This window comes from Pseudomonas sp. NPDC087598 (assembly GCF_044743525.1).
Lineage (GTDB): Bacteria > Pseudomonadota > Gammaproteobacteria > Pseudomonadales > Pseudomonadaceae > Aquipseudomonas.
Window position 1 is genome coordinate 13,304 of record NZ_JBIUWQ010000050.1, and the last position, 14,003, is coordinate 27,306.

A 14,003-nucleotide genomic window follows, 5' to 3' on the forward strand; every position below is an offset into this window, starting at 1 on the left:
CGCGAGCAGGCTCGCTCCCACAGGAGAATGCATTCCAATGTGGGAGCGAGCCTGCTCGCGAAGGGGCCCTTGCAGGCCCCACCTTCTCAGGTCAGATCAAACCTTTTTGTACAGCTGACTGCCTTCCTTCTTGAACCGCTCGGCCTGTTCCGCCAGGCCCTGGGCGACGTCCACGTCGACCGCGTCGATCCGCTGGTTGGCCGCATATTCGCGGACTTCCTGAGTGATCTTCATCGAGCAGAATTTCGGCCCGCACATCGAACAGAAGTGCGCGACCTTCGCCGAATCCTTCGGCAGGGTTTCATCGTGATACGAACGGGCGGTGTCCGGGTCCAGACCGAGGTTGAACTGATCTTCCCAACGGAATTCGAAACGCGCCTTGCTCAAGGCGTTGTCGCGAATCTGTGCGCCTGGATGGCCCTTCGCAAGGTCGGCAGCGTGAGCGGCGATCTTGTACGTGATGATCCCGGTCTTCACGTCATCCTTGTTCGGCAGGCCCAAGTGCTCTTTCGGCGTCACGTAGCAGAGCATCGCGCAACCGAACCAGCCGATCATCGCCGCACCGATACCGGAGGTGATGTGGTCGTAACCCGGTGCGATGTCGGTGGTCAGCGGACCGAGGGTGTAGAACGGCGCCTCGTCGCAGCACTCCAGCTGCTTGTCCATGTTCTCTTTGATCAACTGCATCGGCACGTGGCCAGGGCCTTCGATCATGCACTGCACGTCGTGCTTCCAGGCGATCTTGGTCAGCTCGCCAAGGGTTTCCAGTTCGCCGAACTGCGCTTCGTCGTTGGCGTCGGCAATCGAGCCCGGACGCAGGCCGTCGCCCAGCGAGAAGCTGACGTCGTAGGCCTTCATGATTTCGCAGATTTCGTCGAAGTGGGTGTAAAGGAAGTTCTCTTTGTGGTGCGCCAGGCACCACTTGGCCATGATCGAACCGCCACGGGAAACAATGCCGGTCACGCGTTTGGCAGTCAGCGGCACATAGCGCAGCAACACGCCAGCATGGATGGTGAAGTAGTCGACACCTTGTTCAGCCTGCTCGATCAGCGTGTCGCGGAACAGCTCCCAAGTCAGGTCTTCAGCGACGCCGTTGACCTTCTCCAGCGCCTGATAAATCGGCACGGTGCCGATCGGCACTGGCGAGTTGCGGATGATCCACTCGCGGGTTTCGTGAATGTGTTTACCGGTGGACAAGTCCATCACGGTGTCCGAACCCCAGCGAATGCCCCAGGTCAGTTTCGCCACTTCTTCTTCGATGGACGAACCCAGCGCACTGTTGCCGATGTTGCCGTTGATCTTCACCAGGAAGTTGCGGCCGATGATCATCGGTTCCAGTTCGACGTGGTTGATGTTGGCCGGAATGATCGCGCGACCACGGGCGATTTCTTCGCGGACGAATTCGGCAGTGATTTCTTTCGGAATGCTTGCGCCGAAGCTGTGGCCGGCGTGTTGCTGGTTCAACAGGCCAGCAGCGCGAGCCTCTTGCAGCTTCATGTTTTCGCGGATGGCGACGTATTCCATCTCGGCGGTGATGATGCCTTGGCGCGCGTAGTGCATCTGGCTGACGTTGGCCCCGGCCTTGGCGCGGCGCGGGTTGTTGACGTGGGCGAAACGCAGTTTGGTCAGCTCGGCATCGGCCAGACGCTGCTGGCCGAAGTTCGAGCTCAGGCCCGGCAGGCGCTCGGTGTCGCCACGGTCGTCGATCCACGCCGAACGCACATCGCCGAGACCTTTACGCACATCGATCACGACGTTGGGGTCGGTGTAAGGGCCGGAGGTGTCGTAGACGGTGACCGGCGCGTTGATTTCGCCACCGAAGTCGGTCGGGGTCACATCAAGGGTGATTTCGCGCATTGGCACGCGGATGTCCGGACGAGAGCCCTGAACGTAGATTTTTTGCGAACGGGTGAACGGCTTGACCGATTGCTCGTCGACCTTGGCCGAGTCACTCAGGTTGATCGCGTTTTTTGATTTTGTAGTCATCACGGGCTCTCCAGACAGCATCCAGGCAGTGGATTGTCGGAGCAGAACCTGAAAGGCACGGACGCACCAGGACTGGTGCTGTGCATCGTCGTCGAGCGTTCGATTGTCGAACAATTTCCCGGACGAAGCACAAGAGGACTCGCCGGGTGACGAGAAATCTTGTTCCCTACGCAGGCGCTAACCTGATCAGGTTCAACGGGATCCGAAATTATTCGATCTCAGCCTCATAGCAAGGCACCCCGACAAGAACCCGGCCAGTCTAGACACAACCGGCAAAGAACGCCAACACCGCGGCAAACACCATGATGAATGGCGCAATTGGCAGGACTTGCAGGATTGTTGCCGCCGCAATGCACAACTACACTCGCCTAGCCCCGCTGCGCCTTGACGCTGCGGGGGCCGCGCCGTAGCCTTGGCGCGCACATTATTTCCATAATATTCATGCTAGGGATCGCCTCATGCTGCGCAAACTTTCACTGGCTCTTGCCGTGTCTTGTGCGTCCAACGCAATGGCCTGGGCAGCAGAAGCGCCCTTGTCGACCAAAACCGATCTGGTCAGCGTCTATCAGGAAGCGGTCGACAACAACGCCGATCTGGCCGCCGCCCGCGCCCAGTACGGCGCCCAGAAAGAAGTGGTGCCACAGGCCCGAGCCGGTTTGCTGCCGAATCTGTCCGGCGGCGCCGAAGTTGCCGACGTGCGCACGTCGATCGACCAGCCTTCGGCTATCGCCAATCGCAGCGCTCACTCGTATCAGGCCACGCTGGCGCAACCGTTGTTTCGCGCTGATCGCTGGTTCCAGTATCAAGCCGCCAAGGACGTCAACGAGCAGGCCGCACTGCAACTGTCGGCGACCGAACAGAACCTGATCCTGCAATCGGCCGAAGACTACTTCAATGTGCTGCGCAGCCAGGACAACCTGGCCTCGACCAAGGCAGAAGAAGCCGCGTTCAAGCGCCAGCTCGACCAGTCCAACGAGCGTTTCGATGTCGGCCTGTCGGACAAGACCGATGTGCTGCAATCGCAGGCCAGTTACGACACCGCGCGGGCCAACCGGATCGTCGCCCAGCGCCAGGTCGATGATGCGTTCGAAGCACTGATCACCCTGACCAACCGCCAGTACAACGCGATTCAGGGCATCGTTCACACGTTGCCGATCCTGCCGCCAGCGCCGAACGACGCCAAGGCGTGGGTCGATACGGCGGCGAAACAGAACCTCAATCTGCTGGCCAGCAACTTCGCCGTCAGCTCGGCCGAACAGACCCTGAAGCAGCGCAAGGCCGGCCACTTGCCGACCCTCGACGCCGTGGCCAAATACGAAAAAGGCGACAACGATGCGCTCGGTTTCGCCAACCCGAATGCCTTCGGCACGCCGTACCGTGGCAACGTCGAACAAAGCACGCTGGGTCTGCAACTGAACATCCCCATCTACAGCGGCGGGCTGACCAGTTCGCAAGTGCGCCAGTCGTATGAACAACTGAACCAGAGCGAACAGCAGCGCGAATCCCTGCGTCGGCAGATCGTCGAAAACACCCGCAACCTGCACCGGGCGGTGAATACCGATGTCGAGCAGGTGCAGGCCCGCCGGCAGTCGATCATCTCCAACCAGAGCGCAGTGGAAGCCACGGAAATCGGTTATCAGGTCGGTACGCGCAACATCGTCGACGTGCTCGATGCGCAGCGTCAGCTGTACACCTCGGTGCGCAACTACAACAACACCCGCTATGACTACATCCTCGACAACCTGCGCTTGAAGCAGGCGGCGGGGACGTTGAACCCGGGGGACTTGCAGGATCTGACGCGATATCTGAAAGCTGACTACAACCCGGACAAGGACTTCCTGCCACCGGATCTGGCCAAGGCAGCCGAGGCGCAGCTCAAGGCACGGCCTTAAAAGCAAAAACCCGCGAGCGCGGCCAGATAATTTGGCTGATCTACGCGGGCTCTGTGGCGAGGGAGCTTGCTCCCGCTCGGCTGCATAGCAGTCGCAAACCTGCCAATCAGGTGTGCCTGAAAGAATGCTGGGGAGAGCTTCGCCCTCCAGCGGGAGCAAGCTCCCTCGCCACAGTGTTTTGTGTATACAGACTATTTGATCAACCGGCCCAAGCCATCCAGCAAGCGCTGCAGAGCGCCCTGATTGCGGCGCATCACCGCCAGCCCGGCTTCGGCCATGCGCTGCGCATCACGCGGCAACTCAAACAAGCGCTGCACTTCCACCGCCAGCCCTTCGGCATCATCCACCTCGGCCAACGCCCCGGCTTCGCGCAATTGCGCGGCGATGTCGAGGAAGTTGAACAAGTGCGGACCACTCAACACCGGTTTCGCCAGCGCGGCAGGTTCCAGCAGATTGTGCCCGCCGTTCGCCACCAGGCTACCGCCAACAAATGCGCTGTCAGCCAAGGCATAGAGAAACAGCAACTCGCCCATGGTGTCGCCGAGCAGCACTGAGGTTTGCGCATCGACATTGGCGCCGGTGGAGCGACGCACCGTGGCAAAACCTTCGCGTTGGCACAACTCAAACACCGAGTTGAAACGCTCCGGATGACGCGGCACCAGAATCAACAGCGCATTCGGATAGTTCGCGAGCAAGCGACGATGGGCGTCCAGTACCACCTCGTCCTCGCCTTCGTGGGTGCTCGCGGCGATCCACACCGGACGCTCCAGCGCCTGCCATTGGCCACGCAAATCAGCGGCTCGTTGCAGAAGCTGCGGGTCGATCGTCAGATCGAACTTGATCGAGCCGGTGACCTCGACTGTCTCGGCTCGTGCGCCCAGATCACGGAAGCGCTGCGCTTCCGCCTCGGTCTGCACGGCAAAAAAACTCATCTCGGCGAGCATCGGCGCGGTCAGTTTGCTGAAGCGGCCGTAACCCTTGGCCGAGCGTTCGGACAATCGGCCGTTGGCCAGCGCCACGGGAATCCCGCGCTTGGCGCATTGGTGAATGTGGTTAGGCCACAATTCGGTTTCCATGATCACCGCGAGCTTGGGCTGCACTCGATCAAGAAAACGCGCCGCCGCACAAGGCAAGTCGTACGGCAGGTAGCAATGCTGGATGCGCGGCTCATTGGCGAACAGTGCATGAATGCGCTCCGAACCGGTCGGGGTCATGCAGGTCACGGTGATCGGCAGCGTCGGATAACGTTGCAGCAAGACGCGGATCATTGGCGCGGCAGCGATGCTTTCGCCCACCGACACCGCGTGCACCCAGATGCCGCCGGGTTGCAGCGGTGGCATCCCGTAGGAAAAACGCTCGCCAATCCGCTTGGCATACGCCGGTGCCTTGCGCGAGCGCAGCCACAGCCGAATCGCCACCAATGGCAGCCCCAGGTAAAACAGCGCGGTGTAGAGAGTTCTATTCATGGCGGCGGAGTTTATCGACTTTTGTCGCCGATCGCCCGCAAGTGCACGGCAAAACGTTCGGCCAGCCAACGCGCTGCCGGCCCTAACGGCTCGTCGCGACGCCAGACCAGTTCCACCACCAGCGCCGGCGGCGTCCATTCGCTGTCCAGCTCCACCATCAGGCCGTGATACGCCGAGTACTGCACGACATGACGTGGCAGCCACGCCCAGCCAAGATCACGCACCAGCCATTCGGCCATCACGTAAAAACTGTCGGCACGCCACACCTGCGGGCTGGCCGGCTCGTTGCCGGGATAAACGCTGGTTTGCGTCGACATCAACAACTGCCGATGTTGCGCCAGTTGCTCACAAGTGACGTAGGACTGCGACGCCAACGGATGATTGATACCGCAGACCGTGACCATTTCCACGCTGCCGAGCACCCGCCGCTCCAGCGCTTCGGGGATTTCGTCGTGATAGAACAACAGCCCGAGATCGGCGCGGCGCTCGACCAGTTTGCGTGCGACCTCGCCTTGAGCCGCGCTGGTCAATTGCACTTCCAGGCTGGGAAACTGCTCGGCCAGCGCGCCAAAACTTTCCACCAGCGCCTGATAGGGCATCGCCTCATCCTGCGCCACACGCAACTGCGCTTCCTGCCCGCGCATCATTGCCATGGCCCGACCGTTGAGGCGCTCGCATTGGCGAAGCACTTCCCGGGCTTCTTCAAGCAACGCCTCCCCCGTTTCGGTGAGGCTCGGCTGACGGCCACTGCTACGCTCGAACAGGCTGACCCCGAGATCGTCTTCGAGCAGGGCGATGGCGCTGCTGATCGCCGATTGTGCCTTGCGCTGCCGGCGCGCTACGGCGGAAAACGAGCGCAGTTCGGCGACGTCGACGAACACCCGTAGCTGATCGAGATTCCATTGCATGTTGATTCACCAACCCATCTCTAGAACAGATAGGTAATGACTTTACCGCATCTGCGCAAGCACTAGAATGCCCATCACAGAAAGCAACGTTTCACTTGAGGATTGAACATGAACGCCTACGTCTATCTGGCCATTGCCATTTGCGCCGAAGTGATAGCCACCGTTTCGATGAAAGCGGTCAAGGGCATCAGCACGCCATTGCCGCTGATTCTGGTGATCGTCGGCTACGGCATCGCCTTCTGGATGCTGACGCTGGTGGTGCGCACCGTGCCGGTGGGCGTTGCCTATGCGGTGTGGGCCGGCATGGGTATCGTCATGGTCAGCGTGGCGGCGCTGTTTATCTATGGGCAGAAACTGGATATCCCGGCGATGCTCGGGATGGCGCTGATTGTCCTCGGCGTAGTCGTCATCCAGCTCTTCTCGAAAACCGCCGGCCATTAAAGCCAACCCCAATCCCTGTAGGAGCGAGCCTGCTCGCGAAGAGGGCGTGTCAATCGACAACAATGTTGCCTGACACACCGCATTCGCGAGCAGGCTCGCTCCCACATCGGTTTTGCGTCAGCCCTGTTGATCATCGACAAATCCGCCTCTTTCCCGAGTCTGTATACTGCGCCCTCGTCTTGAACACTGAGGTCGTTGCATGCCATCCGTTATTTCCACCGACGTTCTGATTGTCGGCGCAGGTGTCGCCGGCCTCTGGCTAAACGCGCGTCTGCGCCGCCAGGGTTTTTCGACCGTGCTGGTGGAAAGCGCCAGCCTCGGTGGCGGGCAGAGCGTGAAGTCCCAAGGCATCATCCACGGCGGCGCCAAGTATGCGCTGCACGGTGCGCTGACCGGCGCCTCGGAAGCCATCGCCGACATGCCGCGCCGCTGGCGTGAAGCGCTGGCCGGTAACGGTGAGCTGGACCTGTCCGGCGTGCGCCTGCTCTCCGAAGCGCATTACCTGTGGTCGCCGGGCACCCTCGCCGGCAACCTCACCAGCTTCTTTGCCAGCAAAGCCGTGCGTGGCCGTGTCGATCAGGTCAAGGGCGATCAGTTGCCACCGGCCCTGCAGGACAAACGTTTCAAGGGCAAGGTCTATCGCCTCGCGGAACTGGTGGTCGATGTGCCGAGCCTGATTCAACGCCTGGCCGATCTGGCTGGCGACAGCTTGCTTGCCGGGCAAACCATCGAGCCGCTGCTGGAAGCGGGCGTGCTGGTCGGCCTGAAAGTCGACGGCCGCGAGATCCGCGCACAGCGCATCGTCCTCAGTGCCGGCGCCGGCACGGCCGAGTTGCTCGAGCACCTGGGCCTGAGCCGGCCGGCCATGCAGCGCCGGCCACTGCACATGATCATCGCCAAAGGCCCGGGCCTCAAACCGCTCTACGCCCACTGCCTGGGCGGCGGCACCAAACCGCGCATCACCGTCACCACGCACCCGGCGGCGGACGGCCAATGGGTCTGGTACATGGGCGGCGACATCGCCGAAAGTGAAGGCGTAAACCGCGAGCCCGCCGAGCAGATCGCCACCGCGCAAAAGGAAATCGCGCAGTTGCTGCCGTGGATCGACCTCAGCACCACGCAATGGGCGACCTTGCGCGTCGACCGTGCCGAGCCGTTGCAAACCGGCCTGACGCGCCCGGACAACGCCTTCCTCGCTGAAGAGGGCCGCTTGCTGGTCGGCTGGCCGACCAAACTGGCACTGGCGCCGGACTTTGCTGACCGCGTGATGGCCTCCCTGGAACGCGACGGCATCCAGCCGCAAGCCAACGAACCATTGCCTCCCCTGCCAAAACCACCGCTGGGCGTACCGGCCTGGGAGCAACTGCTGCCATGAGCCTGCCAACCCTGCACGACTTGCACCGCCCGCTGGGCAGCACCGGCCTGAAGGTTTCGCCACTGGGACTGGGCACGGTCAAGCTCGGCCGTGATCAAGGCGTGAAATACCCCAATGGTTTTCAGATCCCTGACGACGAGGCGGCGCGCATGCTGCTCCGGCAAGCGCAGGATTTGGGCATCAACCTGATCGACACCGCGCCGGCCTATGGCCGCAGCGAAGAGCGCCTCGGCCCGCTGCTGCGCGACCAGCGTCAGGACTGGGTGATCGTCAGCAAGGTCGGCGAAGAATTTTCCGATGGCTTGTCGCGCCACGACTTCAGCGCCGCCCATACGCGGATGTCGGTGGAGCGCAGCCTGCAACGTCTTGAAACCGATTTTATCGACCTGGTCCTGGTCCATTCAGACGGCAACGACCTGGCGATCCTTGAGCACGAAGAGGTTTACGCCACACTCGCGGCGCTCAAGGCTGAAGGCAAGATTCGCGGCTTCGGTTTCTCCGGCAAAACCGTCGAAGGTGGCCTGAAAGCACTGGAGCAGGGCGACTGCGCGATGGTCACCTACAACCTGAACGAACAGAACGAGAAGGCAGTCATTGACTATGCTGCTGCCCACGGCAAAGCCATTCTGGTGAAAAAAGCCCTGGCCAGCGGTCACGTTTGCCTGAGCCCCGGCGTGGACCCGGTGCGTGCCAGCTTCGAATTGCTGTTTGCCCAGCCGGGCGTAGCCAGTGCTATTGTCGGGACGATCAATCCGCTGCACCTCGCCCATAACGTTGCGACCGTTGCCCAGGTCCTTCGTGGTCACTGACGCCGCCCCGCGGCCTTAAGCAGGAGCCGATATGCCGCGCACGCTCATCAGAAAGAACCCGAGCAACTTCAAGACTCTGCCGCTGTTCGTCGAAGCAACCCCCGAAGGCCTGACCTATCAGAGCGTCGGCATGCCGCTGAACTTCGCGCAGACCTTGCAGCGACGCAAACCGGTGAGTGTCGCGGATGCCGAGCGCTTTTCGCTGGAGCTGGCGAATCTCGGGGTCTCGGTGCGCCTGACCCTGCATTGGCAGAATCGCGATTACTGGGTGCTGGTGCGGCAGCGGCGGCAGGATCGTGGCGACGTGGTGCTTAAACTGATTTCCGGTTACGTACCGGCCCACGAATTGAATATCCCGCTGCACACGGCCATCCAGGAAATCGCCGAAGAGTGCTTGCTGGAAACCCCGGAAGGCTGGCTCGGCGGGCGTTTCAACGACACATGGCTGCCAGCGCCCTACTCATCTGCGCTGCATTACCGCGAAGCCCTGCCGTTTCGGCTGACACCGTTGTCGGGCTCGGCTCGGCCAATTCGTTGCGCCAACCTGCAATTGCTGGAACGGCCACGAGCCTATGTGCATTTGCCGACCGCGTCGCTGCAATTGATCTACGACCTGCGCCTGGACGTGCCCAAAGAAGCCAAATCCCTGAGCCTGTTCCATGTCGACGAGCGCCTGGAAGGTGATCAACTGGTGGCACGACTCGACCGTAAACGCCCTGACCTCTATCTGATGCCACTCAAGGACGGCGCACCGCTGGCCGAGCTCTTTACCCTCAAGCGCGACAAACTCGTGCCGGCCAGCACCCGCGGACTTTACCTCGCAGAGAGCTTCGCGACCCAGCAGGGCTGGGTCGTGCGCGAAGAGCGGATTCGCTGGAAGGACTGGCTGGTGCAACAGGGCCTGCAACCGGCAAAGGCCCCACGCCAAGGGCTCAAACAGTTGAGCATCAAGGCGTTGCGCATGGTTGGCATTGGCAAGAAACGCGCGAGCAAATAGCCGCCTAGCGCCGACGATCCAGCCACGTGCGCAAAGTCGCGAAGAAATGGAAATAGCGGTTTTCGCGCTTGCCCATGCCACGCTTGGGCGAGAACGACTCTTCGGCAAATGCACCGGTAATGCGCACCCGTGATGCTTGAGTCGGCAGTGTGCAAATCTTCGCATCGACCTGCTGCAATACGTATTTGAGCAAACGCTCGGAGTGCAGCTTTCTTCCCGTTGCCTTGCAGAACTCGAAGATGCGTTCGATCCGCTTGCCGTAGGCGACGTAAGTGTCACGCCCGCATATGGCAAAGCGGTCATTCAGCCCGCCCCACCACTGCCAGTCCGGAATGTAGGCATTGTGCCGCCGGGCCTCTGGATGATTGAACACATAAGCAGGCAGCGGGTTGTGGAAGAAATTGTCCGGCCGCACGAACACCACGAAATCCGGATCGAAAGCCTCGATCATCGTCGTCACGGTATGCAGTGAGTTGAGCTGATAGATCAGGTTACGCAGCGACGCGAAGTCATCGGCCCAGGTGTCTCCCTGTGCCTTGACCTGCTCGAAATCCCAGCGCTCCAGCACGCCTTCGGTTGACGTCAGCGTCCCGCTCATCGATTCGAACGGCTGATAGTTGTCCGCCGCCAGCTCACCTTTTTCGCCGGAGCGCGAGTTCTGCACTTCATCGATTTTGTACAGGTGATAAAAACACTTTACGTCGCTGCCCGCCGGCAACTGCGCCAAGACGTTTTGTTCGATGGACGGAAAGCAAATCGGCGAGTTTCTCGGAATCCCGAAAAATGCCACGGCAATTTTCAACACTCAACAGCACCTTTTGAAAGTAGTTCGTGCCAAGCCGGCAACACGTTATCGCTTATTGCTGGCGGAACAGCTTTTGCCACCAGCGACGGGGTTGCAGCGGCACCACGATGACATCCGACTGCTGCAACCAGTTGCGCTCGTAATCCCAGGCGTGACCACCCCACAGCTTGCCGGCTTCGTTGGAAAACCCCAGGGTCATCAGTTGATAGGTATAACCGGGTTGAGCACGCAACCAGTCGAGCACCACCAGCGTGTTGAAACCGGTCGTGGGCCCGACGTAACGCTTGCCTCCCGGCCGGTCGACCGGATAGTTCCACAGCGGCGGCAACGGGATGCGATCCCAGTACATCGCCACCCGTGGTAACGGGCACATCGGTGCTGCGCAACCGACCAGCAGAGTGAAACAACGCTCGCTCGCCTGATTGATCAGTCGCTGTACGTCTGCCCCGTAAGGCAGACCGAAAAAATACGCATCCGGGGCGTTGTAGCCATGCACAAAGACATTCACGCTTTGCGCGTTGAGCAGCGGTGCCTTGATGCAGGTATTGAAACTGACGACGACGTCATCGACGCCAATGTTCAGCGCCGCAACATCCGCCGCCGTGATCGCCGGGTTGTTGGCAATCAGGATGACCCGCGCTGCGCGACTCAGGCACTCGCGCAACGCCTCGGGCAACGCGCCCAACACAGACTGGTCACCACCGGGCAGCGCATCCAGCGCCATGTGTTCGTCCATCATTCAGACCGGTACCTTCATCCCGTGACGCAGCTTCACCCAGAACCGCGTGAACGCCGACGGCGGCTGCCATGGGCGCATCTCGCGCTGGATTTCAGTGGCGAGGGTCTGGCCAACCCGAGCGAATGAATAGCGGCTCTGTGCAAAGGCCTGACCATTGCTGGCGATGCGATCTGCCAACTCAAGGTTGTCCTGCAACAGTTTGATCTTTTCCACCGCTTCGTCTTCGCTGCGATAAAACACGGTGTTGTGCATGTCTTCGAAACCGAGCAACCGGTCTTCTTCGCCCTGGCTCCAGGCCAGCAGCACACAACCGCAGGCCATGGCTTCGAAGTTCTTGATCATGAACTCGTTCATGCCGATATCGGCACTGACAAAGATCCTGATGCGATTGAGCGTTTCGAGATACTCAGAGCCCGACTTCGTACGCGTCACCAACATCCCGGTTCGCTTCGACAGCGATTCGAGCAGTGCTTTGCGTTCGGCATATTCAGTACTTTTCAGGCTGCCGAGAAAACCGATGGGAATGTCCCGCTCGGTGCCAATGTTGCTCAGCATCTGCTCGTCGTAACCCTTGGAAACGAACACCGTGTCGATACCTTCAGCAAGCATCTTGCGCGCGACCACCGCACCGGACACCAGCGCCCGGCAACTCGGCAAGCGGCTATAGAGGCGCGAATACACGCCCCGATACTTACTCGCAGGCATGTAGTTCTGGTAGGCGTCGTGTTCGAGAAAAATCAGCCCGGGAATGCACTTGAGCACCCGCAATTGCGGGGCCAGGCGCTTGACCCGGGAGAAGATCACCACGCGATCGAAAGTCTGGTAATCGACCGAGGCAAGAAATGGCCCGAGATTCATCTGTTGCTGTTTGCTCAGACGGTGGATGACACATTCATCACAGTTCTGCTGCACGATGTCGTAGAGCCGATCGAGAATGACCCGCTGCTCGTCCATCACCAGGAGCATGACTTTCATAGGTTAATTGACCACGCGACGTAGGCAGGCAAGCGCATCGGATTCAAACCTGCCAACATCAACGGAAACGGTTAGATCCCCAAGGCAAAATCCGTTCACACGCAGTACACAACGGTAAAAATTCATCTGATCAACGACTGCGGATTTTTTCGACAATCGCAGTTGTCGAGCTGTTTTCCACCAGTCCCAGCACTTTCACGGTGCCGCCATAAGCCGTCACGATATCGGCGCCGACCACTTGGTCGATCCCGTAATCGCCGCCCTTGACCAACACGTCCGGCTTGACCTCGCGCAGCAGGTTTTCCGGTGTGCCTTCAGCAAAGCTGATGACCCAGTCCACAGCCCCGAGCCCGGCCAGCACCGCCATGCGCCGGTCAACACTGTTGATCGGGCGCCCCGGCCCTTTCAAACGGCTGACGGAGGCATCGTCGTTGACCGCGACGATCAGACGATCGCCCTGGGCTCGCGCCTGCTCCAGATAAGTCACGTGGCCGGCATGCAGGATGTCGAAGCAACCATTGGTGAAGACGATCTTCTCGTTGTGCGCGCGGGCATCGGCCACTGCCAGCAGCAACTGCTCGAGGCCCAGCACACCGCGCTCGGAGCCTTCTTCGCGCTGAATGGCGCGACGCAGTTCCGGGGCGCTGATGGCTGCGGTACCGAGCTTGCCGACGACGATGCCGGCGGCGAGATTGGCCAGCGCCACGGCGTGCGGAAGCTCTTCGCCGGCGGCAATGGCCGCGGCCAGAGTCGAAATCACGGTGTCACCGGCGCCGGTGACATCGAACACTTCCCGGGCACGGGCCGGCAGGTGCAGCGCCGGATGATCCGGGCGCAGCAGGGTCATACCGTGCTCGCCTCGGGTCACCAGCAGCGCACCGAGCTCGAGATCGTGCATCAGGGTTGCGCCCTTGCTCACCAGTTCGTGCTCATCGGCGCAACCGCCAACGATGGCTTCGAACTCGCTTAGGTTCGGGGTGATCAGGCTGGCGCCACGGTAGATCGAGAAGTCCTTGCCTTTCGGGTCGGCCAGCACCGGAATGTTTTTCGCCCGGGCAGCCTGGATCAGCGCCTGATGGTTCTTCAGGGCACCCTTGCCGTAGTCGGACAACACCAGCACTTTGATGCCTTCGAGCAGATCGTCGACCTGCGAGCCAAGGGCCAGGGCGTCGGTGGCAAACGGTTCTTCAAAGTCGATACGCAGCAGTTGCTGGTGCCGGCTCATGACCCGCAGCTTGACGATGGTTGGCTGGTGCGCGATGCGCTGGAACAGGGCACGAACGCCCGCGCCTTTGAGACTGTTGCTCAGGCTGTCGGCGGCTTCGTCATCACCGGTCACACCGACCAGGGACGCCGGCGCGCCCAGCGCGGCAATGTTCAAGGCAACGTTCGCGGCACCGCCCGGACGGTCTTCGATTTGCTCGACCTTAACGACCGGCACCGGCGCCTCAGGGGAAATCCGTGAGGTTCCGCCATGCCAGTAGCGGTCGAGCATGACATCGCCGACTACCAAGACTGGGGCTTGATCGAAACGCGGCATGGACAACTTCATGGAGCAACCCACATACAAAATGAACAGGGGCGCGATATTAACACAGGGTAAAGCGCCG

General features: G+C 60.9%; 12 protein-coding genes and 1 riboswitch. Of the genes, 5 read left to right on the forward strand and 7 right to left on the reverse strand.

Annotated elements, in window-relative coordinates; genetic code table 11:
• Positions 1 to 96 precede the first annotated feature (96 nt).
• Positions 97 to 1,986, reverse strand: a complete 1,890-nt coding sequence (gene thiC, locus ACIOWE_RS22830; protein WP_401396133.1) for a phosphomethylpyrimidine synthase ThiC — start codon at positions 1,984 to 1,986, stop codon at positions 97 to 99.
• A 146-nt stretch (positions 1,987 to 2,132) separates the two neighbouring features.
• Positions 2,133 to 2,238: riboswitch (TPP riboswitch) on the reverse strand.
• A gap of 206 nt (positions 2,239 to 2,444) precedes the next feature.
• Here thiC and ACIOWE_RS22835 point away from each other — a divergent pair.
• Positions 2,445 to 3,878, forward strand: coding sequence for a TolC family outer membrane protein (locus tag ACIOWE_RS22835; RefSeq protein ID WP_401396136.1), 1,434 nt, complete (start codon positions 2,445 to 2,447; stop codon positions 3,876 to 3,878).
• A gap of 191 nt (positions 3,879 to 4,069) precedes the next feature.
• Here ACIOWE_RS22835 and waaA read toward each other — a convergent pair whose 3' ends face one another.
• Both waaA and ACIOWE_RS22845 read right to left on the reverse strand, forming a co-directional pair.
• The gene (gene waaA / locus ACIOWE_RS22840) at positions 4,070 to 5,344 is read right to left on the reverse strand and encodes a lipid IV(A) 3-deoxy-D-manno-octulosonic acid transferase (RefSeq protein ID WP_401396139.1); all 1,275 of its coding nucleotides are present in this window, start codon (positions 5,342 to 5,344) and stop codon (positions 4,070 to 4,072) included.
• A gap of 11 nt (positions 5,345 to 5,355) precedes the next feature.
• The gene (locus ACIOWE_RS22845; protein ID WP_401396202.1) at positions 5,356 to 6,258 is read right to left on the reverse strand and encodes a LysR family transcriptional regulator; all 903 of its coding nucleotides are present in this window, start codon (positions 6,256 to 6,258) and stop codon (positions 5,356 to 5,358) included.
• A gap of 102 nt (positions 6,259 to 6,360) precedes the next feature.
• On the opposite strand from ACIOWE_RS22845, the gene ACIOWE_RS22850 reads away from it, so the two are divergent.
• The 4 genes from ACIOWE_RS22850 to ACIOWE_RS22865 all read left to right on the forward strand — a co-directional run bounded on the left by ACIOWE_RS22850 (position 6,361) and on the right by ACIOWE_RS22865 (position 9,874).
• Entirely contained in the window at positions 6,361 to 6,693 is a 333-nt protein-coding gene (locus ACIOWE_RS22850) for a multidrug efflux SMR transporter (protein WP_103304632.1), read from the forward strand.
• A gap of 199 nt (positions 6,694 to 6,892) precedes the next feature.
• The gene (locus ACIOWE_RS22855) at positions 6,893 to 8,068 is read left to right on the forward strand and encodes an NAD(P)/FAD-dependent oxidoreductase (protein WP_401396142.1); all 1,176 of its coding nucleotides are present in this window, start codon (positions 6,893 to 6,895) and stop codon (positions 8,066 to 8,068) included.
• On the forward strand, positions 8,065 to 8,877 hold the full coding sequence (locus ACIOWE_RS22860; protein ID WP_401396145.1) for an aldo/keto reductase: 813 nt from the start codon (positions 8,065 to 8,067) through the stop codon (positions 8,875 to 8,877). Before ACIOWE_RS22855 ends, ACIOWE_RS22860 begins: the two co-directional genes overlap by 4 nt.
• Before the next feature lie 31 nt (positions 8,878 to 8,908).
• Entirely contained in the window at positions 8,909 to 9,874 is a 966-nt protein-coding gene (locus tag ACIOWE_RS22865; RefSeq protein WP_401396148.1) for a metal ABC transporter ATPase, read from the forward strand.
• A gap of 4 nt (positions 9,875 to 9,878) precedes the next feature.
• Here ACIOWE_RS22865 and ACIOWE_RS22870 read toward each other — a convergent pair whose 3' ends face one another.
• The 4 genes from ACIOWE_RS22870 to hldE form a co-directional block, all read right to left on the reverse strand.
• Positions 9,879 to 10,679, reverse strand: a complete 801-nt coding sequence (locus tag ACIOWE_RS22870) for a hypothetical protein (RefSeq protein ID WP_401396151.1) — start codon at positions 10,677 to 10,679, stop codon at positions 9,879 to 9,881.
• Between the two features lie 52 nt (positions 10,680 to 10,731).
• A complete protein-coding gene (locus ACIOWE_RS22875; RefSeq protein WP_401396154.1) occupies positions 10,732 to 11,418 on the reverse strand; it encodes a hypothetical protein in 687 nt (228 codons plus the stop codon).
• Positions 11,419 to 12,393, reverse strand: coding sequence for a glycosyltransferase (locus ACIOWE_RS22880; protein ID WP_401396157.1), 975 nt, complete (start codon positions 12,391 to 12,393; stop codon positions 11,419 to 11,421). It abuts the gene before it with no gap.
• A 130-nt stretch (positions 12,394 to 12,523) separates the two neighbouring features.
• Positions 12,524 to 13,945, reverse strand: a complete 1,422-nt coding sequence (gene hldE / locus ACIOWE_RS22885) for a bifunctional D-glycero-beta-D-manno-heptose-7-phosphate kinase/D-glycero-beta-D-manno-heptose 1-phosphate adenylyltransferase HldE (protein ID WP_401396160.1) — start codon at positions 13,943 to 13,945, stop codon at positions 12,524 to 12,526.
• Positions 13,946 to 14,003: the final 58 nt, after the last annotated feature.

Bases quoted from the DNA above. Each gene is read 5' to 3' on its own strand.
- ACIOWE_RS22875 (WP_401396154.1), bottom strand. From the start codon at position 11,418: ATGATGGACGAACACATGGCGCTGGATGCGCTGCCCGGTGGTGACCAG.
- hldE (WP_401396160.1), bottom strand. From the start codon at position 13,945: ATGAAGTTGTCCATGCCGCGTTTCGATCAAGCCCCAGTCTTGGTAGTC.
- ACIOWE_RS22850 (WP_103304632.1), top strand. From the start codon at position 6,361: ATGAACGCCTACGTCTATCTGGCCATTGCCATTTGCGCCGAAGTGATA.
- ACIOWE_RS22860 (WP_401396145.1), top strand. From the start codon at position 8,065: ATGAGCCTGCCAACCCTGCACGACTTGCACCGCCCGCTGGGCAGCACC.
- ACIOWE_RS22880 (WP_401396157.1), bottom strand. From the start codon at position 12,393: ATGAAAGTCATGCTCCTGGTGATGGACGAGCAGCGGGTCATTCTCGAT.
- ACIOWE_RS22865 (WP_401396148.1), top strand. From the start codon at position 8,909: ATGCCGCGCACGCTCATCAGAAAGAACCCGAGCAACTTCAAGACTCTG.
- ACIOWE_RS22835 (WP_401396136.1), top strand. From the start codon at position 2,445: ATGCTGCGCAAACTTTCACTGGCTCTTGCCGTGTCTTGTGCGTCCAAC.
- ACIOWE_RS22855 (WP_401396142.1), top strand. From the start codon at position 6,893: ATGCCATCCGTTATTTCCACCGACGTTCTGATTGTCGGCGCAGGTGTC.
- thiC (WP_401396133.1), bottom strand. From the start codon at position 1,986: ATGACTACAAAATCAAAAAACGCGATCAACCTGAGTGACTCGGCCAAG.
- waaA (WP_401396139.1), bottom strand. From the start codon at position 5,344: ATGAATAGAACTCTCTACACCGCGCTGTTTTACCTGGGGCTGCCATTG.